Annotated in this window: 23 protein-coding genes; 14 read left to right on the top strand and 9 right to left on the bottom strand. The window is 59.5% G+C overall.

Translation table 11 applies throughout. From position 1 onward, the window contains the following. Positions 1-128: 128 nt before the first annotated feature. Entirely contained in the window at positions 129-914 is a 786-nt protein-coding gene (locus ACFVHU_RS06955; protein ID WP_133834121.1) for a VOC family protein, read from the top strand. A 68-nt stretch (positions 915-982) separates the two neighbouring features. On the opposite strand, the gene ACFVHU_RS06950 is transcribed toward ACFVHU_RS06955, so the two are convergent. Genes ACFVHU_RS06950 through ACFVHU_RS06920 form a run of 7 tightly spaced genes read right to left on the bottom strand, consistent with a single transcriptional unit; the run spans position 983 to position 6,476 of the window. Further along, the gene (locus ACFVHU_RS06950; protein ID WP_133834120.1) at positions 983-2,029 is read right to left on the bottom strand and encodes an LLM class flavin-dependent oxidoreductase; all 1,047 of its coding nucleotides are present in this window, start codon (positions 2,027-2,029) and stop codon (positions 983-985) included. A 30-nt stretch (positions 2,030-2,059) separates the two neighbouring features. Then, positions 2,060-2,266, bottom strand: a complete 207-nt coding sequence (locus ACFVHU_RS06945) for a tautomerase family protein (protein WP_286134045.1) — start codon at positions 2,264-2,266, stop codon at positions 2,060-2,062. 14 nt (positions 2,267-2,280) lie between these two features. Then, a complete protein-coding gene (locus tag ACFVHU_RS06940; RefSeq protein ID WP_388023413.1) occupies positions 2,281-3,765 on the bottom strand; it encodes an aldehyde dehydrogenase in 1,485 nt (494 codons plus the stop codon). Then, entirely contained in the window at positions 3,762-4,514 is a 753-nt protein-coding gene (locus ACFVHU_RS06935) for an alpha/beta fold hydrolase (RefSeq protein ID WP_133834117.1), read from the bottom strand. The genes ACFVHU_RS06940 and ACFVHU_RS06935 overlap by 4 nt, the downstream gene beginning before the upstream one ends. Positions 4,515-4,548: 34 nt before the next feature. After that, positions 4,549-5,100 carry an amino acid synthesis family protein gene (locus tag ACFVHU_RS06930; protein WP_133834116.1) on the bottom strand — a complete coding sequence of 184 codons (552 nt, stop codon included), beginning with the start codon at positions 5,098-5,100 and terminating at the stop codon, positions 4,549-4,551. Further along, on the bottom strand, positions 5,097-5,765 hold the full coding sequence (locus tag ACFVHU_RS06925) for an amino acid synthesis family protein (protein ID WP_105656183.1): 669 nt from the start codon (positions 5,763-5,765) through the stop codon (positions 5,097-5,099). Before ACFVHU_RS06925 ends, ACFVHU_RS06930 begins: the two co-directional genes overlap by 4 nt. A gap of 30 nt (positions 5,766-5,795) precedes the next feature. Then, positions 5,796-6,476 carry a GntR family transcriptional regulator gene (locus ACFVHU_RS06920; RefSeq protein ID WP_286134632.1) on the bottom strand — a complete coding sequence of 227 codons (681 nt, stop codon included), beginning with the start codon at positions 6,474-6,476 and terminating at the stop codon, positions 5,796-5,798. Between the two features lie 146 nt (positions 6,477-6,622). On the opposite strand from ACFVHU_RS06920, the gene ACFVHU_RS06915 reads away from it, so the two are divergent. From ACFVHU_RS06915 to ACFVHU_RS06890, 6 genes are all read left to right on the top strand, one after another. Continuing rightward, positions 6,623-7,597: a flavin reductase gene (locus ACFVHU_RS06915; protein WP_105656185.1), complete on the top strand. Its 975-nt coding sequence runs from the start codon at positions 6,623-6,625 to the stop codon at positions 7,595-7,597. A gap of 44 nt (positions 7,598-7,641) precedes the next feature. Continuing rightward, entirely contained in the window at positions 7,642-9,300 is a 1,659-nt protein-coding gene (locus tag ACFVHU_RS06910) for a BCCT family transporter (RefSeq protein WP_105656186.1), read from the top strand. A gap of 170 nt (positions 9,301-9,470) precedes the next feature. After that, a complete protein-coding gene (fdhD, locus tag ACFVHU_RS06905; RefSeq protein WP_388023407.1) occupies positions 9,471-10,298 on the top strand; it encodes a formate dehydrogenase accessory sulfurtransferase FdhD in 828 nt (275 codons plus the stop codon). Between the two features lie 57 nt (positions 10,299-10,355). After that, positions 10,356-12,677, top strand: coding sequence for an FdhF/YdeP family oxidoreductase (locus ACFVHU_RS06900; protein WP_388023404.1), 2,322 nt, complete (start codon positions 10,356-10,358; stop codon positions 12,675-12,677). Between the two features lie 158 nt (positions 12,678-12,835). Further along, complete coding sequence (locus tag ACFVHU_RS06895) at positions 12,836-14,317, top strand: nucleobase:cation symporter-2 family protein (protein WP_388023402.1); 1,482 nt, start codon at positions 12,836-12,838, stop codon at positions 14,315-14,317. 195 nt (positions 14,318-14,512) lie between these two features. Continuing rightward, positions 14,513-15,139 carry a hypothetical protein gene (locus ACFVHU_RS06890; RefSeq protein ID WP_332488581.1) on the top strand — a complete coding sequence of 209 codons (627 nt, stop codon included), beginning with the start codon at positions 14,513-14,515 and terminating at the stop codon, positions 15,137-15,139. 726 nt (positions 15,140-15,865) lie between these two features. Here the strand turns inward: ACFVHU_RS06890 and ACFVHU_RS06885 are convergent. Continuing rightward, the gene (locus ACFVHU_RS06885; protein ID WP_133834112.1) at positions 15,866-16,747 is read right to left on the bottom strand and encodes an SPFH domain-containing protein; all 882 of its coding nucleotides are present in this window, start codon (positions 16,745-16,747) and stop codon (positions 15,866-15,868) included. 133 nt (positions 16,748-16,880) lie between these two features. On the opposite strand from ACFVHU_RS06885, the gene ACFVHU_RS06880 reads away from it, so the two are divergent. Beyond that, the gene (locus ACFVHU_RS06880) at positions 16,881-17,870 is read left to right on the top strand and encodes an aldo/keto reductase (RefSeq protein ID WP_388023398.1); all 990 of its coding nucleotides are present in this window, start codon (positions 16,881-16,883) and stop codon (positions 17,868-17,870) included. 22 nt (positions 17,871-17,892) lie between these two features. Here ACFVHU_RS06880 and nirB read toward each other — a convergent pair whose 3' ends face one another. Further along, positions 17,893-20,508 (bottom strand): nitrite reductase large subunit NirB, encoded by a 2,616-nt coding sequence (nirB, locus tag ACFVHU_RS06875; protein ID WP_388023395.1) that lies wholly within the window; start codon positions 20,506-20,508, stop codon positions 17,893-17,895. 358 nt (positions 20,509-20,866) lie between these two features. Between nirB and nirD the strand changes: the two genes are divergently transcribed. The 6 genes from nirD to ACFVHU_RS06845 all read left to right on the top strand — a co-directional run bounded on the left by nirD (position 20,867) and on the right by ACFVHU_RS06845 (position 25,898). Continuing rightward, entirely contained in the window at positions 20,867-21,244 is a 378-nt protein-coding gene (gene nirD / locus ACFVHU_RS06870; protein ID WP_388023392.1) for a nitrite reductase small subunit NirD, read from the top strand. Between the two features lie 534 nt (positions 21,245-21,778). Further along, positions 21,779-22,195 (top strand): dihydrofolate reductase family protein, encoded by a 417-nt coding sequence (locus ACFVHU_RS06865; RefSeq protein WP_388023390.1) that lies wholly within the window; start codon positions 21,779-21,781, stop codon positions 22,193-22,195. A 732-nt stretch (positions 22,196-22,927) separates the two neighbouring features. Next, the gene (locus tag ACFVHU_RS06860) at positions 22,928-23,287 is read left to right on the top strand and encodes a hypothetical protein (RefSeq protein WP_388023387.1); all 360 of its coding nucleotides are present in this window, start codon (positions 22,928-22,930) and stop codon (positions 23,285-23,287) included. A gap of 531 nt (positions 23,288-23,818) precedes the next feature. Then, a complete protein-coding gene (locus tag ACFVHU_RS06855) occupies positions 23,819-24,568 on the top strand; it encodes a S8 family serine peptidase (RefSeq protein WP_388023385.1) in 750 nt (249 codons plus the stop codon). Continuing rightward, complete coding sequence (locus ACFVHU_RS06850) at positions 24,553-25,458, top strand: SAR2788 family putative toxin (RefSeq protein ID WP_388023383.1); 906 nt, start codon at positions 24,553-24,555, stop codon at positions 25,456-25,458. The genes ACFVHU_RS06855 and ACFVHU_RS06850 overlap by 16 nt, the downstream gene beginning before the upstream one ends. Beyond that, a complete protein-coding gene (locus tag ACFVHU_RS06845; RefSeq protein ID WP_388023381.1) occupies positions 25,455-25,898 on the top strand; it encodes a hypothetical protein in 444 nt (147 codons plus the stop codon). Before ACFVHU_RS06850 ends, ACFVHU_RS06845 begins: the two co-directional genes overlap by 4 nt. Positions 25,899-25,960: the final 62 nt, after the last annotated feature.

Below are 25,960 nucleotides of genomic sequence, written 5' to 3'. Positions count from 1 at the left end.
CTGCGGTTCAGTGCGAGGTATTGAGTTTCGCAATATCCTGACCGATGGAAAATTTCCGTTGCTGATCTGGATAAAAAGGACATAGACTCAGCCCAAACGAGCTGGATGAATTGTGGAATGGGGAAGCGATGCCGGCACCAAAGGATCCTCGAGCCGAGCCGTGCTGGGTCGATTTGCTCACCAGCGACATGGAGGGCTCCACGCAGTTCTACGGGCAGCTTTTCGGTTGGGAAGTCCGCCATGACGAGGAAACCCGCGACGAGGGATATGCCGAGGTCTACCTCAACGGGGAAATGGTCACCGGCTTCATTGCCAATGACCCGGATTCCGAGGTGCAAGATGCCTGGACCACCTACCTGAATGTGACCGATGTGCACGCCGCCGCCTATGCCACCAAGATGCACGGCGGCAAGGTCTACCTAAAGCCCATCGACATTCCCGGCCAGGGAACCATGGCCATCATCGGGGACCCAGCGGGAACCGGCGTTGGACTCTTCCAGGCATTCCAATCAGCAGACACAACCGCCAGCCGTGCACCGGGCACCCGCATCTGGAACGAGCTGCACACCAGGCACTTCGAGGCGGTGGCCCGCTTCTACCGTGTAGCACTGGGCTGGTGCCTGTCCCCGGTCTCGGACACGGACGAATTCCGCTACCACACCTACGGCCAAGGTTCCGAGGCGGTGGCCGGAATCTTCGATATCTCCAGCTATCCGGATTCCAAGGCCGGTTGGCGCGCCTACTTCGCGGTGGCGGATGCCGAACAGACCGTGGCGCTCGCCGAGAAGCTCGGCGGCACGATCATCCATGAGCCCCATGATTCCTACTTTGGCCGCATGGCCGTGCTCAGCGACGTCACCGGCGCAGAGTTCGCGATCATCGCTCCGTCGCGCAAACAGGAATCTGAAGCCTGACGGCAAAGGCCGCCGGCACCGAAAAATCGGATGCACGGCGGCCTCGGTTCGGGCTGGTCCTTCGCAGCCTACTTCACGAAATTCGGCACAACTTCGTCAATGAACAACTTCAGCGAGCGTTTCTTTTCCTCGTGGCTCAGGGCGTTGTCGCTCCAGAAGCTGTATTCGCTGACGCCCAGATCTTCGTAGCGGCGCAGGCGCTCAACAACCACGTCCGGCGTGCCGATCATTGCGGTGCGGTGCAGGGACTCAGGCGTGAACTCCTCGCGTTCAGAGAACTTCTCCTCCGGGCTGGGATCGATGAATCCGTTGACCGGCTCCACCTTGTTGCCGAAGACCGCATCGAAGGTGCGGTAGAACTTGTTGATGCCTTCGGCAGCAGGGCGCCAGGCCTCTGGCTCGTTGGCGGAGTGCAGATAAGTGTGGCGAAGCACCATGATGTCAGGGCGCTGTTTCACCTCCGGGTGGGCAGCGATGGCGGCTTCGTACTTCTGGACTAATGATTCGACTTCTTCGTCGCCCTTCATCAGCGGAGTCACCATGACATGGCACCCGTTGGCCACAGCATACTCGTGCGACTCGGGGCTGCGGGCGGCAACCCAGACAGGGATCTGCTTTTGTGTTGGCTTGGGCACCGAGGTGGACGTCGGGAACTGCCAGACTTCTCCGTCGTGGGCGTAATCGCCCTCCCAAAGCTTCTTGACTGCCGGGATGAGCTCCTGCATGGAGGCTCCGCCGTCGGTGGCCTTCATGCCATCGGTCATGCGATCGAATTCGAATTGGTAGGCACCGCGTGCCACGCCTAATTCGGCACGGCCATTGCTGATGACATCGAGCAGCGCGAGTTCGCCGGCTGCTCGGATCGGGTTCCAGAATGGTGCGATGATGGTGCCGGCTCCGAGCCGGATCGTGGAGGTCCGAGCCGCGAGGTAAGCAAGCTGCGGGATCGGGTTCGGGGAGACGGTGTATTCCATCGAGTGGTGTTCGCCGATCCAGACTGTGGAGAAGCCACCGGCTTCGGCCATTTGAGTCAGTTCGACGAGGTTCTCGAAATGCTGTGCGTGGCTGATCGAGTCGTCATAGCGTTCCATGTGGATGAACAGTGAAAAGCGCATATCTGTCCTTCTTTCGTTGCTCTGCTGCCCTTAGGCAGTTGCCTGGGTGCGGTTGCGTTCGGCGATGGTTTGGTTGGTCCGGGACCAATGTTCATGGTCGACTTCGCGCACGATGACTGTGATGTTCTCGGGGGCCGCATCAACGGTTTCTTCGGCGGCCCGGTGCAAGGCGTCGATCAGGGCGCGCAGCTGCCGGGGGCTGCGGCCCTTGGCAATGGATACATCGATCAGTGGCATGGGGTTCCCTTTCCTTAGCCGCGCATCACAAACGGATCTGCGACGGGGGACTCGTCGGTGTTGATCCATACGCTCTTGAGGCGGGTGTATTCGTTCATGGATTCGAGGCCGTGCTCGATGCCAACGCCCGAGTTCTTGAAGCCCTGGCGCGGGGACATCGGGGACATCGCCCGGTAGGTGTTCACCCAGATCGTGCCGGCATCCAGCCTCCGGGCCATGCGGTGGGCGCGGGCAAGGTTCTGCGTCCACACGCCGGCGGCCAGCCCGTACTCGGTGTCATTGGCCATGGACAGCAGCTCGTCTTCGTGCTCGAAGGGCATGATCGCAGCCACCGGGCCGAAGATCTCCTCGCGGACCACGCGCATGTCGTTGTTGACGTCGGTGAGCACGGTGGGGGAGAAGTAGTAGCCCGGCAGGTCCAGGCCTTCGGGGCGGATGCCGCCGGCCAGCACTTTGGCGCCCTCGTCTGCGCCGATCTTCACATAGGAAGCGACCTTTTCCAACTGGTCGGCAAAGGCCAGCGGGCCCAGCTCGGTGGCATCCAAGAGCGGGTCTCCGATGACGATGGACTTGGCGCGTTCGGTGACCCGTTCCAGCAGCTCGTCGTAGACCGATTTGTGGGCGAAGACCCGGCTGCCGGCAATGCAGGTCTGGCCGGCCGCGGCGTAGATTCCGGCCACCACGCCCATGGCCGCATTGGCGACGTTGGCGTCATCGAAGACGATGTTCGGGCTCTTGCCGCCCAGTTCCAGGGTGCAGCCGATGAAGCGGCTGGCGGCCTCGGCGGCGATTTTCGAGCCGGTGGCAGTTGAACCGGTGAAGGAGATCTTGGCCAGCAGCGGGTGGCTGACCAGCGCGGCGCCGGCCTCGGCTCCAAAGCCGGTGACAACGTTGATGACGCCCGGAGGGAATCCGGCCTGGTCTGCCAGCTCTGCCAGCAGCAGCACGGTCCGCGAGGTGTACTCGCTCGGCTTGATTACCACGGTATTGCCAGCAGCCAGCGCCGGGGCGATTTTCGAGGTGGTCAGCGTTAGCGGCGAGTTCCAGGGGGTAATGGCTCCGACCACGCCCAATGCTTCGCGCTGGGTGTAGTTCAAGATCGCCGGGTTCATGCTCGGGATCTGGGAACCCTGCACCTTGTCGGCCAGCCCGGCATAGTAGTAGAGGTACTCCGGCAGGGTGGCCAGCTGGCCCCGCATTTCGCGCAGCAGCTTGCCGTTGTCCAAGGATTCGTAGCGGGCCAACTTCTCGGCATTCTCACCGATTAGATCGCCTAGGCGGCGCAGCAGATGTCCACGGGCGGTGGCGCTCAGGGCGCTCCACGAGGGCGCGGAGAATGCCTTATGGGCGGCTTTGACAGCACGGTCCACATCTTCAGCATTGCCGCGCGCGGCCTCGTAAAGATCTTCGAGGGTTGCCGGGTTGGAGCTGGTGAAGAAACGGTCTTCGCTGGGAGCGATGTGCTCTCCGTTGATGAAATGCATGTAACGCTCGCTCATGCCTGTTTCCCTTCGTTATCGCTGAAAAAACTGTTCAATTCCGCGGCCAAGGCCAGCGGATTCTCGACCGGAAGCATATGCCGTGCTCCGGGGATGATGCGCAGCCGCCCCTGCGGCACAGCGGCAACCAGCCGGCGGGACATTTCCGGGGTCGATCCGGGATCCAGCTCGCCGGTGATGGCCAGTGTCGGCTGCTTGATCGCATCGAGTTCGCCGGCAATCTCCTGGTCACCGCGGGCGAAAACCGCGTAGGCGTGCAGATAGGATTCGAGATCGTTGCCCGCCATAGTTTGGCGCGTAGCCTCGATGAGCTGCGCGTCCACCGTGGTGGCCGCGGCCGGGAACCAGCGTTCGATGGCGCGGTCCACTCCCTGGGAGAAGTTCGTGCCGGCGGTAGCCAGGCGCTCTTCCACCGCGGTCGACTCTTCGGCGGTGCGCCGGCATACGGAGTTCACCGCAGACAAGGTCAGCACGCGCCCGGGAGCGAAGCGCGCAAGGTACTGGGCAACCAAGGCACCGAGCGAGAATCCCACAAGATGCACAGGCTCGCGAGTTTCAAGGCGTTCGAGCACATCGGCGGCCAAGCTCGCCAGATTCTGCTCGCTGCGCAGGGGCGGGCGTAACCCGTGCCCAGGCAGGTCCAGGGCCACTGATTGGTGCGCCAGCTGCTCGCGCAGCGGCTTCCACATGGTCCGGTCCAATCCGACTCCATGCAGGAGGACAACCAATGGCTGCTTCGTGCTTGTCATGCGTGCTTCGCTCCGTTCCGGCTGATGCGCTCTGCTACTGTTCGGTGGACAGCGGGGCCAGGCGTTCCTGCGGCCGGCCACGGGTTGCGCCGGCCAGGGCGATCAGGATTTCGCCAGGATGCGGAGCATCGGCGATCCTGGCCTCGACGCTCTGGTGGTGCGAGCGGATCGTGGCATCGGTGAAATGCTTGAGCGGGATGTCGAACTGCACTCCGGCCTGTCCGCGCTTTTCCACGGCCGGCAGCAAGGTGGTGGCCTTGGCTGCGTCGCGGAAGTGGTTGCCGAATTTCAGGGTGTGGATCAGGGCCGAGCCGTGCTCGACTTCACCGTCAAGGCCGACGATTGCAGCCTTGCCATAGGCCTGGAGCGGGGCGCCCAGCGCTTCGATGACCCGCGGTGCCAGCAGCGCTCCGAGGTCCGAGGCGACCGAGTCGATTCCCGGGTTCAAGTCCTCGACGAATCCTTGCCCTGCCCACGGGTTGTCGAATACGGCGGCGACAATGACCACGCGGGCTACCGGATCCACCGGGCGTCCGCCCTCTGTGGCAATTTCCTCGACGATGGTTACCAGTTTGCGGTAGTTCATAGTTGTATTCCCTTCAGTATTTCGGAAGTGACCGTTCGGTCGGTGGTTCGATCGCCGATGCGTGCATGTGGCCGGGGGCCGCTTGATGCCGCGGCAATGACCGCGATCTCGCCAGCATGCGGGGCATCGGGCAAGGACAGCTCCAGGGTCTGGTAGTGGGTTCGGGTGGCAGCTGCGGTCTTATGCCACATCGGTACTCGCAGGGATTCACCAGGAACGCCGCGGCCGTCGACAAAGCAGATGATCGAGGTGCCGCCGAGGGCTTCGCGCAGCAGGTTGCCGAAGAACGGGGTGTGGATCAGCGCTCCGGCATGCTCCAATTCCCCATCGCTGCCAACCAATGCGGCCTTGCCGAAAGCTTCAACTTGTTCGGCTCCGCCCAGGGCATTGAGCAGGCGATCCGACAGCAGCTTGGCGAGCAATGGGGCGATGGCCTCGGTCCGCTCGGATAAATCTTGCGACGTTCCAGTGCCGAGCCAAGGATTGGGGATGACTGCGGTGGCGGTCGCGCGGGTGATGCTGCCTAATTCGTGGTGGGGAACTTCTTCCACCGTGCACGAGATTTTGCGCAAACCAATGGCCTGGGCCAAATCCTGGTAGTCTTCGAGCGTTGATCGGGTGCTCAAATCAATGAGCTGAGGCGGCTGGGCCAGTGGAGAATTCATCTGGTATTCCTTTGCATGGCTTTTTTGGGGCTAACCCGGTTGTTCTTCGTCTTCTTCTTTCATTGCGGCCAGGGCCGCCGACTGGCTTGATGCGGCAACATGCCTGCGCATCACAAGTTCTGCGGCCAACGGATCTTTGGAGCTGATGGCGTCGATGATTGCCTGGTGCTCGTCCTTCGAATTCTGCAAGCGCCCGGGCAAGCTCAGGGTCTGCGAAACGATGCGATGGTAGGCCAGCTGGTTCATCAACAGGTCATAGTGCTCGGTGAGCTTCCTGTTGTCAGCCCCGGCAACCAACGTGCTGTGGAATTCATGGACCAGTTGCGAATAGAGTTCCGCGTCGCCGCGCTCGACGGCCCGTTGGCTGCGTGCAACGTTTTCCTTGAGCTGCTCCAATTCAGGTACGGCTCCACGTCTGGCCAGCAGGCCAGCGGCTAGTCCCTCGAAGGCCTCCTTCAGGGAAAACATCTCGTGAATTTCGCGCTGGGTGGGCTTCCTGACGAATGTTCCAACCCGCGAACGCACCTCAACTAGGCCCTCGCGCTCCAGCTGCTTCAATGCTTCTCGAATTGGAGTACGGCTGACCTCGAAGTCTTGCGCCAGGGCTGTCTCTGCCAATAGGTCTCCGGGTTGAACAACTCCAGTGACGATCATTTGACGGAGCCGGCCCAGCAACGGCGTCTCCGGGGTGCTCCTGGTTTTTGATTCCACGCTTGAACTCTCTTGCATACAAGAACTCTATCCATAGATTCTCTTGTATGCAACAGAAATTCAAGGAATCGCCTTGAATCCGCTAAATTTAAGAGAATTTCCTGAAACATGTTGACTCCGTCACAACCTTTGCTAGCATTTCTTGCATGCAACAAATTGTAAATTCACTCCAGCCTGTCAAAGAATCACTCGTCAACGCCTGGGAAGCGGCATGGGATCGGGGCCAGGTCGATGCACTGGACGAGATCTTCCACGCGGACTTCCGGCGAATCAGCAAGAAATCCAAAAACGTCACCACCATCCGAGAGCTGAAGCAAGAGATTTTGTCCGTGCGGGAGGCCTTCCCTGATCTGGTGACAAAAATCGACCATCTGCTCGTGGATGAGCAGGAGCAGTCCATCGCGATTTTCTGGCACACCACCGGAACGTTCACCAACGATCTGCAGGGTGTGCCGGCCACGGGCAACACCGTGGAAACCCGCGGTTCCAACCTGATGGAAGTCCAGGACGGGAAAATCATCTCGGAGCAGGTGACTTGGGACCAGAGCGAGCTGCTCGAAGACGTGGGGGTCCCATCGCTCAAGTCCGCCTTCGAGTCCACGGATGATGGCGTGGTAGTGGACGATTTGAGCGGCGTGCCGAATCTCGATGCGCTCAAGGGGTTCAACCGCCAATTCATTACCGGCGTGACTGTCGTGACCACCATGGATGAACATGGCAAGCCTCGCGGGCTAGCCGCAAATTCATATGTGTCAGTTTCGCTCGAGCCGCCTCTGGTGCTGGTGTGCGTGCAGAAGACCACCAGCACCTATGCATCGCTGTTCAAGTCCACCCATCTGGGCATCAACATCATGAGCAACGGGCAGCGCGACACCGTGGGCACCTTCGCTTCCAAGGGTGATGACAAGTTCGCCGAGCTCGAATGGCATCAGGGGCCGAACGGCAGCCCGCTGATCGATGGCTCGGCCGCTTCCATCGAAGCAGAAATCAAGGAGCGCTTCCAAGCCAAGACCCATACCGTGTTCATCGCCAAGGTAAAGCATTCCGAAGTCGCCCAGCTTGAGCCGATGGTCTACAAGGCCGGCCGGTTCTACGACGGCGCCGAACTGACCGCGCTATAGCCCGGCGTCGGCAGATTCCTCCAATACAACGAAGTGTGAGAGCCATGAAAACCGAAACCAACGAAAAGCAGGGCAAGGGGCCACGCGGAGGGCCCACGCTCACCGGCGGCAAATTGCGCCGGGCCGCGGACAAGAACGAATCGAAACAGGTCTACAAGCAACTCCAGCGTCCGGGCAGTGTCCTTTTCGTTTCGCTGGCGCTGGTCGTGGTGTTCGTGCTCTGGGCGGCTATTGCACCGGGCCGGCTCAATGAACTGATGTCCGGGGCATCCACCTGGTCAGCGCAGTACATTGGCTGGAGCTACCTGTTGGTGACTCTCGGCTGCATCGTGCTGATGCTGTTCCTGGCCTTTTCGCGCTACGGAGGCATCAGGCTGGGCAAGGACGCGGACCGGCCCGAGTTCTCCACATGGGCCTGGATCGCGATGATTCTCGGTGCCGTGATGGGCATCGGGTTGATCAGCTATGGCGCGGCCGAACCCATGAGCCACTTCATGGTCCCTCCGCACGGACGGGCGGAGCCGGAAAGCATGGATGCGGCAGTGCTGGCCTTGCAGTTCTCGTACTTCGACTGGGGTCCGAACGCCTGGGCCTTGTTCGGCGTGTTCGGCCTGGCCATTGCCTACTCGACGCACCGCCGGGGCAACTCGGGACTCGTCTCGGTGATGCTCAGGCCAGTTCTTGGAAAATCCATGGACGGATGGCTCGGGAAGACCATTGACGTGTTCACCGTGCTGGCCACCCTCTTCGGCACGACCACTTCCCTGGGCTTGGGCGCTTCGCAAATCGCCGAGGGGCTGAACAGCCTGTTCGGGATTCCCACGGATCTGTTCGTCAAGATCGTGATCATTGCAGGCGTTACCATCGTATTCACTCTCTCGGCGCTTTCCGGCGTTGGCAAGGGCATCAAATGGCTCAGCCAGGGCACCATGATCGGTGCCGCCGCCATCGGGGTTTTCGTCCTGGTTTCCGGTCCCACCGGATTTATTTCCAACATCTATTTCCGTTCCATGGGGCAGTTCCTGGGCGAGTTCCCGGCCGTGGCGCTGCTGACTCCCTCTGGAGCCGAAGACTTGCAGTGGATGCAATGGTGGACGTACTTCATGATGGCCTGGTGGTTGAGCTGGGGCGCCTTCGTCGGCATCTTCCTGGCGCGGATTTCCAAGGGCCGGACCATTCGCGAATTCGTTATTGCGGTGATGGGTGTCCCGTCTCTGGTCTTCAGCATCTGGTTCAGCATTTTCGGTGGCACCTCGATCCACCAGGAGATGACCGGCAGCTCTGGGATCGGCCAGGCAACGTTGGAAGACACCAACAGCACCTTCTTCGCGATGCTGGCCGAACTGCCGATACCGGAAGTGACCTCGGCATTCACAGTAATTCTCGTGGTGCTGTTCTTCATTACCGGCGCGGATTCCAATACCTATGTTCTGGGCACGCTGACCTCCGGCGGAAATATGTACCCCAAGAGGCCGGTCCTAGTGGTCTGGGGACTTCTCACCGGCGTCTGCGCGATCGTGTTGCTGCTGGTGGGCGGGCTCGAGGCCCTGCAACAGGCAGCCATCCTCTCGGCGGTGCCGTTCACGGTGATTGTGACGCTGCTGGGGATGTCGCTTATGAGGGAGCTGCGCTGCGACACGCGCCTGCAGGCACCTTTGCTGGAAGCTGCAGCGCCGAGTGGAGACGGCAACGAAGCAGGCTAGGCAGCACCGCGAAATAGTTGGGCCCAGCGAATTGCGGCCCCGGTGGAGCCTTGGATTTGCCTCAATCCAGCATGGGGGTTGGCCGAGCCGGGGTCTGTAAACGTAGAGTGTCCTCTAGCAGTATGCGGCAAGCGGCGGAAGCCGCAAGATGTAGCACAAGGAGCGTTTAAATGGGTCGCAAGATCGTGCGCCGCCGCGTGGTCAGGGCAACGCTGGAGGGCTCCCGCGTCCGCGAGGAGAAGCTGGCTGGCGAGGAGCCGCTGGAGATCCGCTTCGGCCATACCTCCTACACCACCTCCATGCGCACCCCGGGTGACGACTTCGACATGGTCACCGGATTCCTGGTGGGCGAGGGAATCATTTCCGCGCCCGAGCATCTGGCCTCCCTGCGCTACTGCGCCGGCACCGATGAAGCAGGCAACCAGACCTATAACGTCATCGAGGTGCAGCTGGGCGCGGGGGCGAAGCATCCTGATCTCCTGGCTGCCCGCAATGTGGTCACCAGTTCAGCCTGCGGGATCTGCGGCACCAACTCCATTGACGAAGTGCGCAAGAAAGCCGCCTTCGCACCCTCCCCTGAGTCGGGGCGGGTTGGGCTGGAAACGCTGCTGGGCATGCCTGACACCTTGCGCGAATCGCAGCAGCTGTTCTCCGCTACCGGGGGAGTGCACGCGGCCGGGTTGTTCTCCACCGCCGGGGAATTGCTGATCCTGCGCGAAGACGTCGGGCGTCATAATGCGGTGGACAAGGTCATCGGAGCGGCCCTGCGCGACGGGTTGCTGACGCTGGGCGACACCGTCCTGCAGGTCTCCGGACGCGCCTCCTTCGAGCTGGTGCAGAAGGCCGCGATGGCTGGAATTCCGGTGCTCGCAGCGGTCAGTGCGCCCTCGTCGCTGGCCGCTGACCTGGCCGAGGAATCGGGTCTGACGCTGGCCGCTTTTTCCCGCAGGCACAGCGTGAACATTTATACACATGCGGATCGGGTGATCAGGGCGTAGCCTTGTAATATGTGAGCTGGATATCAGTACCGGCCGCGCTACCAATAGGAGGGTCTCATGCATCGTTCGGCACCCAAAAAGGACATCAACGAAGATGAACTGAAGGTCAGCGAACCCAAGCACGCCGCCGCCGGCTTGAAGGCCGTGATGGTATCCATGGAGCGCGGCTTCGCCGAAGCCGGCCCGTCGCGTACCCTGCGTTCGATGCTGCGCGTCAACCAGCACGACGGCTTCGACTGCCCGGGCTGCGCGTGGCCTGAATCCATCACCGGCAAGCGCAAGCCCGCCGAGTTCTGCGAGAACGGCGCCAAGGCCATCGCCGAGGAAGCCAGCGCCCGCACCGTCACCCCGGAGTGGTTTGCGCAGCACTCCATCGAGGACCTGCGCGACAAGACCGAATACTGGCTGGGCTCGCAGGGCCGGATCACCGCTCCGATGATCATTCGCGAGGGGGAGACCCACTACTCCCCGATCAGTTGGGCGCAGGCCTTCTCGACCATCGCCGAGCACGTGAACGCGACCACCCCGGACAAGTGCGTGTTCTACACCTCCGGGCGCACCGCGAACGAGACCGCGTTCATGTACCAGCTGCTCGCCCGCTCGCTGGGCACCAACAACCTGCCCGACTGCTCGAACATGTGCCACGAATCCTCGGGCAGCGCACTGAACCCGACCATCGGCATCGGCAAGGGCACCGTGTCATTGGAAGACTTCGATCATGCGGACCTGATCTTCGTGGTGGGCCAGAACCCCGGCACCAACCATCCACGCATGCTCTCCGCGCTGGCCGATGCGCGCAAGCGCGGCGCCCGCATCGTTGCCGTGAACCCGCTGCCGGAGGCAGGCTTCTTCGGGTTCAAGGACCCGCAGACCTTGGGCGGCATGCTGGGCAAGGCCGACCCGATTTCCAGCGACTTCCTGCAGATCAAGGTCGGTGGCGACCTGGCCCTGTTCCAGGCCTTCGGCCACCTGCTGCTCGAAGAAGAGAAGAAGCATCCGGGCACCGTGGTGGACCACGAGTTCATTGCCGCGGTCACCGACGGGTTCGAGGCCTACCAAGCCGCGCGCGCCACCTTGGACTGGGAAGCTACCGAGAAGGCCACCGGACTGACCCGCACCCAGATCACCGAGATCGCGATGCTGCTGGCCAAGTCCAAGGCCACCATCATCTGCTGGGCGCTGGGCCTGACCCAGCAGCCGCACTCGGTGCCGACTCTGAAGGAAATCATCAACCTGCTGCTTTTGCAGGGCAACTTCGGCAAGCCAGGTGCTGGTGCCTGCCCGGTGCGCGGGCACTCCAATGTGCAGGGCGATCGCACCATGGGCATCTGGGAGAAGCCCGGCGAGCAGCTGCTCGAAGCGCTGGACGCCGAATTCGGCATCGAATCCCCGCGCGCCCACGGCTACGATTCCACCGAGGCCCTGCATGCCTTCGAGAAGGACGAAGTGGACGTGTTCGTCTCCATGGGCGGCAACTTCGCCCTGGCCAATTCGGACACCGAAGCGCTGGAGGCGGGCATGCAGCGTGCCAAGCTGACCGTGCACATCTCCACCAAGCCCAACCGCTCGCATGTGGTGCACGGCAAGACCTCGCTGATCCTGCCGACCCTGGGCCGCACCGACAAGGACGACAAGCACCCCACCGGTGCGCAGTTCCTTTCGGTGGAGGACTCCATGTCGGTGATCAAGTCCACCCGCGGCCGGCTCACCCCGGTCTCCGAGCACCTGCTGGCCGAGCCGGTCATCGTTGCCCGCATGGCCCAGGCCATCCTGGGCGATGGGCACCCGGTCAACTGGCGTGCCATGGCCGAGGACTACGACGTGATCCGCGACCACATCGAGAAGGTGCTGCCCGGCTTCGAGGACTTCAACACCCGGGTGCGGGAGAAGAACGGCTTCGTGCTGCCCAATCCGCCGCGCGATACCCGCTCCTTCGCCACGGACATCGGCAAGGGCCGCTTCACCGTATCGGACTTTGAAGCGCTGGAAGCTCCCGAGGGCCACTTGATCCTGCAGACCATGCGCAGCCACGACCAGTACAACACCACCTTCTACGGGCTCGATGACCGCTACCGCGGGATCAAGGACGGCCGCCGCGTCATCCTGATCAACCCGGAGGACCTGGCCGAGACCGGGTACAGCGACCGGGACCTGGTGGACGTGATTTCCACCTTCGCCGGCTCCGAGCGCCGCGCGAACCGCTTCCGCCTGGTGTCCTATCCGACGGCCAAGGGCTGCGTGGCGGCCTACTACCCGGAGGCCAACGCGCTGGTGCACCGCGATCTGGTGGCCCGCGAGTCCAACACCCCGGGTTTCAAGGCGATGATGGTGCGTTTCGTCGAGCACACCCAGCAGCCTGGACGCACGCTGGATAGCTGACGTGGAGCAGTGCTAAGCGCTTGACGTAATGCACCTCGCAGCCATTTGCGCTTCACCAGCTGTCAACCTGGCGGGCTTGTGCGGGAGAATTGACGGCGGGGCGCATCCCGAACGCATGGGGTGCGCCAATCCGCAGTCCACCGAAGAGGAAATTCCCCATGAGTGCTGCCCGCAGCCAATCCGCTGAGAGCATCAGACCCGAAGACGAACGCCTGCCTGCGCCGAAAACCGTGGCCTACGGTTTCCAGCATGTGCTGACCATGTACGGCGGCATCATCGCTCCGCCGCTGGTGATGGGCGGGGCTGCGGGAATGGACACGGCCGAAATGGGCGTGCTCGTCGCCAGCTGCCTGTTCATCGGCGGCCTGGCCACCATCCTGCAAACCCTGGGCGTGCCATTCTTCGGCGCCCAGCTGCCGCTGGTCCAGGGCACGTCCTTCTCCGGTGTGGCCACCATGATCGCCATCCTCAACGGCGGGGGAGGCATGCCGGCAGTCTTCGGCGCGGTGCTCGCCTCGGGCGCCATGGGCATCGTCATTGCCCCGTTCTTCGCCAAGCTGCTGCGCTTCTTCCCGCCGGTGGTCACCGGCGTGGTGATCACGATTATCGGCGTCTCGCTCTTCCCGGTCACCGCCGACTGGGCCATGGGCGGGGCGGGCGCAGGGGATTCCTATGGCTCGATCAAGAACATCGCCCTGGCCGCCATTACCCTGCTGATCCTGCTGGCGCTGTCCAAGTCCGGCATCCCTGCGCTCTCGCGGCTGTCCATCCTGCTGTCCATTGCGCTGGGCACCCTGGTGGCAGTGTTCATGGGCATGGCCGATTTCTCGCAGGTGCTCACCGGCGACATTTTCGCGGTTCCCACTCCGTTCGCCTTCGGCGCCCCGGTCTTCGAGATCGGCGCCATCATCTCGATGATGATCGTCATCCTGGTGACCTATACCGAAACCACCGCAGACATGCTCGCCGTGGCCGAGGTGACCGGATCCAAGGTGGATTCGCGGCGCATCGCCAACGGCCTGCGCGCCGACATGCTCTCCTCCACCGTCGCCCCGATCTTCAACACCTTCACCCAGTCGGCCTTCGCGCAGAACGTCGGGCTGGTGGCCATTACCGGTGTGAAGAGCCGCTTCGTGGTGGCCGCCGGTGGCGGCATCCTGGTGGTCCTCGGCCTGCTGCCAGTGCTTGGCCGCGTGGTCGCCTCCATCCCCTCCCCGGTGCTGGGAGGCGCCGGCGTGGTGCTGTTCGGCTCGGTAGCGGCCGCAGGCATCCGCACCTTGGCCAAGGCCAAGGATGACAACATGAACATGCTGATCATCGCGACCTCGCTGGCCTTCGGCTGCATTCCCATGGTCAAGCCCGACTTCTACGCCGAATTCCCTGCCTGGGTTGGCACCATTTTCCAGTCCAGCATCTCCTCGGCCACCATCATGGCGGTGCTGCTGAACATCATCTTCAACGAGCTGAACTGGGGCAAGAAGGAAACGTCGCTGCGCACCGTCTACAAGTACCAGCTGGCCGGCCTTGAAGACGGCGACCGCCTGATCGATGGCAAGCTGTACGACTCCAAGGGCTTGGAAATCCAGGTCATCTCGGAGCAGCCAGGCCACGCCGGTGATCGTCCGATGCCGCAGGGCTAGCTCCGCGGAAGTATTCGTCTACCGAGCCCAATCTGAATCGAGGATTGAGCGCATGGCCGTTCATCCTGACCTTGAGTATGAACAGTTTTCAAGCCGTTCATCGGTCGGATTCTGGTAGATTCTGAGGGTTTCAGACGCGTTGGCGCTCGCCTAGAATGTGGGACATTTCAGCCACGTTTAAAATTCGACAAGAACATGACTTTAATCAAAGATAAATCGCGTGCGGTCATCGCGATTGGCCGGCGCAGAATCCCGGTAGCATTAGCTCAAATGATGATACGTAAGATCTATTCAGGTTGTCTTGCTTTAGCAACTATTTGTGCCCTTTCCGCTTGCGGCGGGGTTCAAGCCACGCAGACTGGGGCATTGGCCCTAGGCGCTCCTGAAGGCGACGTCGAAAACACTTTGTGCGGAATATTTCACGAGCAGAACTTCGTCGGGGATGTAGCATCCAGCACCTCAGGGGATCCGCTATGGATCACCGACGTGCAAGCTGTAGAGGCCACGGGCTGGGAATCAAAGCGATCCGTGGCAGCACTGCTACCCGAAGGTGAGACTAGCTTGTTGGCGTGGACTAATGAGAGCCTCAAAGAAGCAGAATTCAAAGAAATCGCTGAGAGATTAGTACCTTTAGAAAGTCCCATCGAAGTCCCTGCCGGGGAAAATGTGCAGGTAGGTCTCGAGGGTGCCGTGAAGAATGGTGTGGAAAACGCTGAAGTTTCACAGCTTCGGGTCATTTATAAGACAGATTTGAAATCGTCGAAAAGCTTTTCTGCTGTCGGAAATATCCGCTACGAATGGCGAGCTCAAAGCTGCGAGTGACCGTTGTGTGACCAAGGTTTCTTGGGCTATCACGTGGTTGAGAACAACAGAATCCCCCAGCCAATACGGTTAGGGGTTCTGTTGCTCCTATTGGAAGCTGACTAGATCAGTGCAGCATTTGTGTAGTCAAATTCGAAGCGCGCCCGCACGCTTATTGACCTTTCAGTTTCAGATGCGAACACATAGGAGTCACGCCGATTTTCGGCGTCGTAGAAACTTGGCGCTGGGGCGTGCTCAAATTCATTGACCTCATCGGCTGCCACCTGCTCCGGCGTGCGGAGAGCAGGTCTTCCTCCAGATCAAATACTGTGTTCTCCTATGGTGCAGTCTTGATGATCCCTTTCAGCGCTTTCACTCGAGATGGATCTGAACCATGCCTGCACTCGCGCGAAGCCAGTCAGATGAACTGTGTAGGATTTCCAACCAATTGATAGAAAGAGACTCGGAAAAACACGACATGACCTTCTAAGACGACCCGGCTGAACAGCCAGTGGAAAACGCCTCAGACATCGCCGACAGGTTCGCGGCTTGAGAGTATTTAGGGATCATCAACGACTCTGTTTCAGAAAATTGACCCGCTCATCTCATTAGCAAGTAGCGATTCATAAAACTTTTCCCCACGAGTCACCCCGTAAACACCAGCGCAACGAAGTTCATTAGTGCAGGTCCAAAATTAAGCTAGTCATCGCCCCTGTCCTGTGGACGGGGGCGATGACCAAAGGGGGACTATTTGCTGTCTTTTTCGCCAGTCATCGTAATGGGCTGGACCCCTGAATTCGGGAAGCAGCCGATAGGGCTCTGGCCGGATTCGGCGACGATATCCAGGCACTTGGACGTCAGGGTTTCCGGAGTCAGCGAGCGTTCCAGGATCTTGTTGGCTTCGGCTTCAGCGGTGCTGGTCTGCTTGCGCTGCTGGGCCACGCGGGTCTTGGCGGTTTCCGCCTGCAGTTCATTGATGCGGTTCTGCGTCGGCTCGTCGAAATTGATGATCGGCAAGGTAACCGAGCGGATCTCGATCTGGGTCTTGACCTTGGCCTGCATCTTTTCCTGGACGGACTTCGCCAGGCCCTCCAAGTCCTGGCCGCCACTGGCCGGTTCGCCGTATTCCAGCGGATCATAGGTGGCCATGACCTCGTTCAATGCGGCGCGGAAGTTGCGGTCGACGAGGTTGGACTGGATGCCCTCGAAGGTGCGGTAATCCAGGAACACGTCCATCGCATCGTCGGTCTTCAGCTGCCACTGGATCGAGGCGTCAACGTCGGCTCGGCCGTTGTTGCCCAGGCGAACCGGGATGGCGCTGCTGGCGGAGTAGACGTCGTTCTGCACCGAGCCATCCAGCTTCTCGACCTTTTCCCATGGCCACTTCAGGTGGAAGCCGTTGCTCACCACGGAGGTCGGCTTGCCCAGCGCGACCTTCACGCCTACAGTGCGTGGCTGCACGATGGTGGTTGACATGATGGCCAGCACGATCAGCGAGACGATGAAGATGCTGATTCCGGTGAAGCGCGTGGAAGAGCGGTTCTTGTTTTCTGGCTTCATGGATTTGCTGGCAAGCATGACGAGCAATCCTACGACGGCGCAAATGACCGCAAGAATAGTGGGGAACATGATCTCCTCGATGGTGTGACGGTAATTTATATTCTATCGTTTAGATAATTGAGAACAAATTCAGACACCGCAACACAGCAGAATGATCTGCCATCGACCGGAAATATGCACTGCGGGCACTAGACTCGGAGGCATGCAAAAACGAGAACTTGGACGTACCCACCGCAACGTGTCGGCCATTGGCCTGGGCACCTGGCAACTAGGCGCTGACTGGGGCTCGGTAGACGAGACCGACGCGCTAGCCGTACTCGATGCCGCCTACGAAGCCGGGGTGAACTTCTTCGACACCGCCGATGTCTACGGCGATGGCCGCAGCGAGCAGCTGATCGGCACTTGGCTGAAGGCCAACCCGGATGCCGGGGTCACCGTGGCCACCAAAATGGGCCGCCGTGTCGAGCAGCTGCCGGAGAACTACAACCTGGATGCCTTCCGCGCGTGGAATGACCGCTCCCGCAAGAACCTGGGCGTGGACACCCTGGACCTGGTCCAGCTGCACTGCCCGCCAACCCCGGTGTACTCCACCGATGCGATCTACGATGCGCTGGACACCATGGTGGATGAAGGCCGGATGGCCAACTACGGCGTTTCGGTGGAAACCGTGGATGAGGCGCTGGCGGCAATTGCCCGCCCGAACATTGCCACCGTGCAGATCATCATCAACGCCTTCCGCCACAAGCCGCTGGAAACCGTGCTTCCGGCAGCCCGCGAGGCAGGGGTGGGGATCATCGCCCGGGGGCCGCTGGCCAGCGGATTGCTGACTAACCGCTACACCCTGCAGACCGAGTTCGCCAAGGACGACCACCGCAACTTCAACCGCGACGGCTCCTCCTTCGACGTCGGGGAGACCTTCTCCGGCGTGGACTACGCCACCGGTCTTCAAGCCGCTGGCGAGTTCGCCAAGCTGGCTGCCGCAGAAGCGCCCGAAGCCACCAGTGCCCAGGTGGCTTTGGCTTGGCTGGCCGCCCAGGACGGGGTGAGCACCATCATCCCCGGAGCCCGCAATGCGCAGCAGGCCCGCGCCAACGCGGCTGCCGGCTCGCTGCAGATCTCCGAGGGCTTCAACACCTCGGTCCGCGACCTCTACGACGCCAAGCTGCGCGAACAGATCCACCCGCGCTGGTAGCAGCACGGGTGGGATGCCGTTCCTAGCCTTGCGGCGCCCCGACCGGGATGCTGGCACCTAGTGCCACCGGCTCGGCGGGGCGCTGCTGTCCGCGCTCGGAAACATATTCCAGCTCGGTATCCGGTGCGGCGGTGTTCACGAAGGAACGGAAGCGCTTGAGCTTCACCGGGTCGGCCAAGGTGGCGGCCCACTCGTCCTCGTAGTTGGCCACGTGGGTTTCCATGGCCGCTTCCAACTCGTCGGCCAGGCCCAGCGAATCCTCGATCACCACCTGCTTGGCCCGTTCCAATCCGCCATCCAGGTCCTGCAGCCAATGCGCGGTGCGCTGCAGCTTGTCAGCGGTGCGGATGTAGTACATCAGGTAGCGGTCGATGTACTTGAACAGCGTTTGATCATCCAGCCCGCCGGCCAGCAGTTGGGCATGGGCCGGGTTGGCGCCGCCGTTGCCGCCCACATACAGGTTCCAGCCATCGGTGGTGGCGATCACGCCGATGTCCTTGGCGCGGGCCTCGGCGCACTCGCGGGCACAGCCCGAAACGCCCATCTTCAGCTTGTGCGGTGCCCGCAGGCCCCGGTAGCGCAGCTCCATTTCGATGCCCAGCGCGGTGGAATCGAGCATGCCGTATCGGCACCAGGATGAACCGACGCAGGTCTTCACATTGCGCAGCGACTTGCCGTAGGCCTGGCCCGATTCGAAGCCGGCGTCCACCAGCTCGCGCCAGATCTCGGGCAGCTGCTCCAAGCGGGCGCCGAACATATCGATGCGCAGGCCGCCGGTGAGCTTGGTGTACAGGCCGTATTTCTGCGCCACCGCTGCAATCACGCCGAGCTTCTCGGGGGTGATCTCCCCGCCCGGGATGCGCGGCACCACCGAGTAGGTGCCGTCCTTCTGCATATTGGCCAGCACGCGGTCGTTGGTGTCCTGGGCGCCGGCAAGACCTGCATCCATCGGGTGGGCGCTGGTCTGCGAGGAGAGGATATTGGCGATCACCGGCTTGCAGATATCGCAGCCCTGGCCGGTGCCGAAGCGTTCCATCACCTCGCCGAAGGCCTGCAACCCGGCCACGCGGATGGCTTCGTAGAGCTCCGGACGGGAGAAGGAAATATGCTCGCACAGGGCGGTGGAAACTTCCGCGCCGTCCTTGAGCATCTGCGCTTCCATGAGCTTCTTGAGCATCGGCACGCAGGACCCGCACTGGGTGCCGGCACGGGTGCACCCCTTCAGCCCGGAAACGGTGGTCACCGGCGCTTCGCCCTCGAAGCAACCGCAACCCGAGACGGCATCGCGGATGGTGCCAGCAGTCACGGAATTGCAGGAGCACAGCACCGCATCATCGGGCAGTTCGCCTTCTGGCGCCTCGCCGCCCAGGGCGCTGAGGTACGCTCCCGGCTCGCCGGGCAGTTCCCGGCCGAGCAGCGGGCGCAACGACTGGTATGGGGTGGCATCGCCAACGAAAATGCCGCCGAGCAGTGTCTTGGCATCGGAGGAAACCACGAGCTTCTGGTACAGGCCACGCGGGGCATCGGCATAGACCACTTCCAACGCCCCCTCGGCGCGGGCGAAGCCATCGCCGAAGCTGGCCACGTCCACACCGGAGAGCTTGAGCTTGGTGGCGGTGTCGAAGCCGGCGAATTCGGCTTTGCCGCCGGCCAGTTGTTCGGCCACGATTTCCGCCATGGCGTTGGCCGGAGCGACCAGGCCGATGCAGAAACCCTCGTAGTTCGCGACCTCGCCGATAGCCCAGATGTGCTCGATATCGGTGGCGCAATGCGCGTCGATGACCACGCCGCCGCGGGGGCCCATGCCGAAACGGGGTGCCGGGCTGCCTGCTTCGTCAAGGGCCGCGTTGTAATTGCGGATCAGCTCATCGCGGGGACGAACACCGATCGAAACGACCACCATATCCGCATCGATGGTGCGTTCATCAGCCATCAGCACGCCGGTGACAGCCGTGCTGCCAGACTCCTGGCTGGTCAGGATTTCTTGCGGGAAAACGCCGTTGTGGACGGTGAATCCGGTTTGCTCGATGAGCCGGCCCATGGCTTGGCCAGCGCCTTCATCCAGCTGGGTGCCCATCAGCCATTTGCCGCCATCAATGACCACTGCCTCCGCACCCAGTGCTTGGGCACCCGCGGCAGCTTCCAAACCGAGCAGCCCGCCACCGATGGTAGCTACCACCGGGGTGCGGCCCAGGGAAGCTGAAAGTTCCTTGACCTTCTGCGCGATGGACCAGACATCTTCCAGCGTGCGGTACACAAAGGTGTGCTCGTTGCCGGCGATTGGCAACGTGGCCGCGTTGGAACCGGTGGCGAGCACCAATTCGTCGTAGCTGAAAATGCGTCCGTCTTCCGTGGTGACCGTGCGCTTGGTGCTGTCGATAGCGATGGCCTTGGCGTTGGTTTCCAAGGTGACATGCTCGGCTTCCCAGAGCTTCGGATCGCCGAGGGTGAGATCGACTCCGGGGTTGGTCAACGCCTGGGAGAGCGCCACGCGATCATAGGGAAGGTGGGTTTCTTCGGTCAATACCGTGATGCTCAGATCCTGCGGTGCGCGGCTGGCCAGGGCTTCGGTGAAGCGGTGGGCTGCGGGACCGCCGCCGATAACCAGGATGTTGCGTGCATTGTGTGGAGTACCCATGATCAATTTCGACTTTCGCTGGGAAACGGTGAGTTTCAGGCTGATGAGTCCACTGTAGAAAGCATGCTTTGCGCCGCAATTACCCTTGTGTTTCGGCCGGAGCAATTCTCTCCACCATCAGACGAAAGCCAGGTGAAGCGGCTGAAACATATTCGAATCATTCGCAATGGGCAATCGTTGCGCAAAGGCAATTGGACAGGATAAACCAGCGGATTTCCGGGAGAATCCAGGATTCACGGTGCCCATTTTTGCTGTTAGGCATGCTTTACGGACTGGCAATGGCTGGAAGCATCGGGCGAAACATGCGGCTTCTAAGCTCGGTATATCAGCAGATGCCAACCACGAAGGGCTTACGTTCATGAGCACGCAAATTGCAGAAGACACCCATGAAGCTACTTTGAGCTTGGCTCCGCTTTGCCGCAGTGCAGAGCTGGAGCGTGGATGGGGAGAAGCGCTGTGGCTTGAGGCCACACAGCTAGCCTTGTTCCGTACCGAAGAAGATGCCTTCTACGCAACCTCGCATCACTGCCCGAACAGCGGCGCGAAGGTCATGGCCCGCGGCATTCTGGGCGACACCATGGTCGAAGGAACCAGCGTGGCCACCGTTGCCTGCCCGCTGCACAAGGAAGTGTACCGACTGGATACCGGCGAATGCCTGAACGCCGATTCGCTGCCGTTGCCAGTGCAGCGGCTCATGGAAATCGAGGGACAGCTATGGATGGAGCAGAGCAAATGAGTATCAAATCAGATCGCAGCCTGAACGTAGAGCATTCGGCTTGGCAAGGCTGGTACGAACTGAACGACGAGACGGATTCGCTTGCAACCAACTAGCTCCGGCTATCGCATTTTCCAGCGGTGGCGTGCAAGAATAAGGCAACTCGCATCATCATCCAAACGCAGGGACGAAAGCTCACGGCTTTCGTCCCTGCGTCATTTGGCTGCGTGCAGCATCCGGCTTGGAACATCGATGCCAGCAGAGCGGGAATTCAGGCATTTGCGGCAACAGGTCGGTGATAATGTGCCAATGGGGTCTGGCCAGAGCACTAGCGGTCGCCTTAAGGTGGCACGTAGCAAGGAAGGCGGCTCGCTAAATTCTTGCCCGTTGGTCGTCGACAGCCTTAGCCCTGGTGAAAAGGATCGAAGCAATGGCCACTTTGATTATCCATGCGACCGTCACCCTCGATGAGTATCTCGCTGATGCTGAGGGTGGGGTGGACTGGTTGTTTGGCCGGCCCTCCGCTCCCGAAGATGAGGGGGCGTTGCTTTGGTCATGGAGAAGATCGGAGCCATCGTCGGCGGTGCGAATAAGACTCAAACGATTGAGGACGGTGAAATCCCTTATGGCGGGATGCTTCTGGTCCCGGTGTACCTGATTACTCATACAGCCACTGAACCGGTAGAACGCGACGGCATCACCTACACCTTCGTCGTCGATGACATTGCGGGCGCAGTGGAATCGGCCAAACAAGATGCACAAGATGGCTTTGCCAGCTTGCTCGGTGGGAAAATATCGCGGCAGTGCCTTGCTCTGGGATTAGTTGACGAGCTGCACCTGGATATCGCCCCGGTATTGCTTGGCAGCGGCATTTCCCTGTTCAAAGCTTTGGGGCAGCATATCGAGCTGGAACGCATTCCGACCTCGGCGTACGCCAGTGAAGTGCATCTGGATTACCAGGTGCTTCGCTGAGCATCCCTGCCCCGTGTTAGACCCTATGAGTAACAAGTTCTTTCGCGAGAGCTGTTGCGCTGCAGATTCAGGGGCCATCTCCGCGGTCAGGTCAGGGCTCGGCCGGTTGGGAAGCATCGGAGGGCGGTTATCTCTCGACTCGAACAGCGCCATCACCAGCATCGGCAGCATCATTGACTGGCCGAACCCGTCGGGAATTCGGGTTCGGGAAACTAGCGGTTCTTTTGCGCGGGTTTCCCTTGTCCGTGGACCAGCCGGTTCGCAAGGTCCACGCTTGTGTATTCCGGCTGTATCAGTGCGACTTGGATCTTTGGCGTTGAGATGGAATTCGTCCATTCGATTCGTTCGGCGACGACCGTTGCTGGCATGCGCGGATACTCGCGGAGCAGCTTCCTGATTTCTGGCTAGTAAGCGTCGGTGATGGAACTACGCTTCGCCCCTTGGTGTTTCAATGGCTGCCAATGCCGAGCGTATGGTCTTGCGTGCAATGCCAAGTCGCTGCGAGATCTCTTTGGTTGTCGCTCCTTCTGATTTATCCAGCCGACGGTTCCCTGCACATCTTTTCATCTCTTAAGTCTGTTAATGACTGACGCCGCGGTGAAATACTCTGACTAGTCGGCCAATGCGATGAACCCGTCGATTTCGCAAACCGTGTTCTAGGCCTTCGACTGATGTCTTCGGCGATATCCAGAGCTAAGCGCCGCACCAAACGACTGTTCTGACTTATCAGTGATGAACCATTTCGCCGACAGTTTTGATCGGACGTTCGCGAAATTGTGCGCTGGTGCCGATAATGATGCAATTAGATTCGAGAATCTGCCTTTTGGCGAGCCTGTTGTCTTTAAAGCCGAAATGTTCTTGCTGTCTATGAGTTGTTTTGTCCTTCTGAGAATCAACAACAAATTTGAATTTGTCTGCCAAAGTGGTCAGATTTACGAGGAAGAGCATGCTGGAAGCAGCGACGACCAGCGTGTCGGCATTAGCATGGCGTTGCTGAAACTAAGCGGACTATTGGAACGAATGCCGTGGTATCCGCTTCGCAAGCTGAGAATATATGTATTGCGATCGGTAATCTTGCTGGAGCCACCATAAGCCCTCAAAGATTCTGTGGATCCGGCCCGGTACGTGTTGCTCTCCTGGGCTCCCTGTGGATCAGCCACCTTCTATGACTCGGGCTGAAGACGTTCATTCGATTTATCTCAACATGGCGTAATCGAGCATAACCGGAGAAACACGGGAATGTGTTTTCTCGCTTCAAGGGGCCAAGGTATCGGACCATGTACATACCCGGGAACTACATATTCGCGAGCCACATAGTTATATTTTCGGGTTATTAATCATCATTTAGGATGAACTTTCCAATCAGTCTTTGAATATGCTGGAGTGGCTTGTAATATTTTTCCTAGCTTAGGTGACCAGTCCTCAAGTATTTCTAGGAGATGATTTAAAACCGTTTTCGTTGATCCCTGCAAAAGTGATTGTGTGGACAAGTTGAGTTTTGATGTTGAATAAAAGTCGGTAATCAGAGACCGCAACAAGGAGAACCCGATCAAACGTTACCTGCTCATTGCAGCGTGTGCCGCTCTCGTGGTAATCGGGGTGGTTCTTGGCGCCTCGAAGTGGATGTTTAGTGAATACTCTGGAGACTCTCTTGGAATAGCACTCATAGACGGCGGTGTGGAAGATACGCACCCTGCGTTGGGTAACGTCGAGGTGCGAAATTTTATAGCCCCGGGCCTATCCCCAGGAACCACTGATCATGCGACAGGGATGGCCTCAATCGCGTTGAACAAGATGAAGGATCTCTCGCCTATCGGTGCAACTTCCACGCTTTTACTAGACATAAAAGCTCTATCCGACGACGGCACTGGAGAAATCGAAGATCTGGTTTCTGGGATTTACATTGCATTACGTGAAGGCGCTGACATAATTTTGTGCAGCTTGAACGTTGAAATCGATTCTTCAGAGCTACAACGGGCAGTCTTGGAAGCTCATAATCAAGGTGTAATTGTCATCGCTGCCGCGGGAAACGGTTTTGGCCATTTCAACTCTTACCCGGCTGATTATGACGGAGTTATATCTGTGGGCGCCGTTGATGGCGATCAGAGGAGACTTCGATTCACTAACACTGGATATGTTGACATATTGGCTCCTGGACAAGACATTCATGGAGCCTCTGGTGTTAGGGACTACACCAAGTACTCGGGTACTTCACCCGCAGCAGCCATTGCCGCTGGCATGATTGCTGGTTGTTGGAAAGAAATTGATACAAGAAAGATTTACCAACTACCCCCGAACTTGACTGTCGAAAAAGCGATAGTCGAAATCAAAAGAGAGAAAGACAGAAATACAATCTCATGCCAGTTCAATTGAAAAGAATATTCTCAGGCATAGGGGCCGTCACTGCGTTGGCTGTCGTCTTGACTGGGGCTAACCTATCGCCGGCGGATGCTAGCGTGATGCCGAACTCAGTGCACGAGTTCTCCCATGGAGACAACCCGCCTGAACTCCGAAACTCGGCTGTGATCATCGATGACACAAACGAACTACCAATAGAGAGTATCCTTGGCGATCAAATAGACAATTCGAGCGAAGATTATGGCGTTCACAAACTTGCCGATATATATTCCACTGAATTGATTAGCAAAACTTCCGAAGACGGAGAAACACTAGTAGTCGAGCTAGACGGCACGAGTGTTGAGTCCACTATCGAGGTTTCATACCCTGAGAATGCGCCACTTGAAAAACTTGTCGACAGCATTACGGTCGACGCCGTCGTTGACGGAGAAGATATTACTGCAGATCTGATTGTCGAGAACTTCATTTACCTCGGTGGAGAAGAATTCTCAGCAACTGTGAGGGACCGGGCAACTGGCGACATTATGGAAATCTCGTCGACACAGGTTACCGCTCAGGCCTTCCCTGCGCTGTATATTCTTGGGGTGCTGGCCAGAGTCGGCATTAAGGCGCTCATTAAGCATTTTGGTAAAACTCAGGTTAAAAAAGCGGCCAAATCGTATCTCCTTAATGGTAAGGGTGTGAACTGGAGCAAAATCATGGCTCCAAAACACAGGTGGAGCAGTGTCGGGGCGAAGAGTAAACAGCAGATCGCCGATTTGATGGCTAGGGCATTCGCGAACGGAACTCACAGATCGGCCGGTAAAGGCATGATAGTCGAATGGAAATACAAAGGTGAAACGATCGTCGTTACCTACGGTAAAAGTACCGGCAAAATTGGAGACGGGTGGGTTAAAAAACGATGACAGACGAAGAATTCTTGGCAGTACTAGTTGCGCATAAGGACTCGACTTCTGAACAGGTATGGCATGCAGTAGTTGCCCGTCCCAAGGATGATTGGCTAGGAGATCTGAATTGGGAAGTGAAGTCAGACAACGCGCACGATTTTGACAACTTCTTGCAAAAAGCATTTGCAGGCATGCCGAAGCCTCCTCGTCTCGAATACGTGGAGGTTCTGGCTTCAAACTACTCATTTTCCATCGCTGATCAACCTGAGTCAGAGAACAAGGCCATACGCGCGTTCGAAATGTGTTATGAAAAGATGATTTCGGCAATTTCGGAATCAATCGTGGAATACGTCATTCCGCTAGCCGATTCACCCGATACCGACGTCGATGTAACTGAAGTCGAATACGAATTAACTCGTTTTCAGCGCTCAGCCAACGCACCGAAATTTCTGAAATAAAGGTAGTTTGGGCAAAAACGTGGGGTAGGCCTTTCGGCCTGCCCCACGTTGCCGTAGCATCG

Source organism: Glutamicibacter sp. NPDC127525, from assembly GCF_042672105.1.
Taxonomy (GTDB): Bacteria; Actinomycetota; Actinomycetes; order Actinomycetales; family Micrococcaceae; genus Glutamicibacter.
Note: the sequence above shows the minus strand (reverse complement) of the source record. Positions and strands in the feature narration are given on the sequence as shown.

What these genes read in the sequence shown, in the direction of transcription:
- ACFVHU_RS06860 (WP_388023387.1), top strand. Translation starts at nt 22,928, where the DNA reads ATGAACCATTTCGCCGACAGTTTTGATCGGACGTTCGCGAAATTGTGC.
- nirB (WP_388023395.1), bottom strand. Translation starts at nt 20,508, where the DNA reads ATGGGTACTCCACACAATGCACGCAACATCCTGGTTATCGGCGGCGGT.
- ACFVHU_RS06915 (WP_105656185.1), top strand. Translation starts at nt 6,623, where the DNA reads ATGCAACAAATTGTAAATTCACTCCAGCCTGTCAAAGAATCACTCGTC.
- ACFVHU_RS06855 (WP_388023385.1), top strand. Translation starts at nt 23,819, where the DNA reads ATGTTTAGTGAATACTCTGGAGACTCTCTTGGAATAGCACTCATAGAC.
- ACFVHU_RS06885 (WP_133834112.1), bottom strand. Translation starts at nt 16,747, where the DNA reads ATGTTCCCCACTATTCTTGCGGTCATTTGCGCCGTCGTAGGATTGCTC.
- ACFVHU_RS06850 (WP_388023383.1), top strand. Translation starts at nt 24,553, where the DNA reads ATGCCAGTTCAATTGAAAAGAATATTCTCAGGCATAGGGGCCGTCACT.
- ACFVHU_RS06845 (WP_388023381.1), top strand. Translation starts at nt 25,455, where the DNA reads ATGACAGACGAAGAATTCTTGGCAGTACTAGTTGCGCATAAGGACTCG.
- ACFVHU_RS06900 (WP_388023404.1), top strand. Translation starts at nt 10,356, where the DNA reads ATGCATCGTTCGGCACCCAAAAAGGACATCAACGAAGATGAACTGAAG.
- fdhD (WP_388023407.1), top strand. Translation starts at nt 9,471, where the DNA reads ATGGGTCGCAAGATCGTGCGCCGCCGCGTGGTCAGGGCAACGCTGGAG.
- nirD (WP_388023392.1), top strand. Translation starts at nt 20,867, where the DNA reads ATGAGCACGCAAATTGCAGAAGACACCCATGAAGCTACTTTGAGCTTG.
- ACFVHU_RS06895 (WP_388023402.1), top strand. Translation starts at nt 12,836, where the DNA reads ATGAGTGCTGCCCGCAGCCAATCCGCTGAGAGCATCAGACCCGAAGAC.
- ACFVHU_RS06890 (WP_332488581.1), top strand. Translation starts at nt 14,513, where the DNA reads ATGACTTTAATCAAAGATAAATCGCGTGCGGTCATCGCGATTGGCCGG.
- ACFVHU_RS06910 (WP_105656186.1), top strand. Translation starts at nt 7,642, where the DNA reads ATGAAAACCGAAACCAACGAAAAGCAGGGCAAGGGGCCACGCGGAGGG.
- ACFVHU_RS06865 (WP_388023390.1), top strand. Translation starts at nt 21,779, where the DNA reads ATGGAGAAGATCGGAGCCATCGTCGGCGGTGCGAATAAGACTCAAACG.
- ACFVHU_RS06880 (WP_388023398.1), top strand. Translation starts at nt 16,881, where the DNA reads ATGCAAAAACGAGAACTTGGACGTACCCACCGCAACGTGTCGGCCATT.
- ACFVHU_RS06945 (WP_286134045.1), bottom strand. Translation starts at nt 2,266, where the DNA reads ATGCCACTGATCGATGTATCCATTGCCAAGGGCCGCAGCCCCCGGCAG.
- ACFVHU_RS06935 (WP_133834117.1), bottom strand. Translation starts at nt 4,514, where the DNA reads ATGACAAGCACGAAGCAGCCATTGGTTGTCCTCCTGCATGGAGTCGGA.
- ACFVHU_RS06955 (WP_133834121.1), top strand. Translation starts at nt 129, where the DNA reads ATGCCGGCACCAAAGGATCCTCGAGCCGAGCCGTGCTGGGTCGATTTG.
- ACFVHU_RS06950 (WP_133834120.1), bottom strand. Translation starts at nt 2,029, where the DNA reads ATGCGCTTTTCACTGTTCATCCACATGGAACGCTATGACGACTCGATC.
- ACFVHU_RS06925 (WP_105656183.1), bottom strand. Translation starts at nt 5,765, where the DNA reads ATGAATTCTCCACTGGCCCAGCCGCCTCAGCTCATTGATTTGAGCACC.
- ACFVHU_RS06940 (WP_388023413.1), bottom strand. Translation starts at nt 3,765, where the DNA reads ATGAGCGAGCGTTACATGCATTTCATCAACGGAGAGCACATCGCTCCC.
- ACFVHU_RS06930 (WP_133834116.1), bottom strand. Translation starts at nt 5,100, where the DNA reads ATGAACTACCGCAAACTGGTAACCATCGTCGAGGAAATTGCCACAGAG.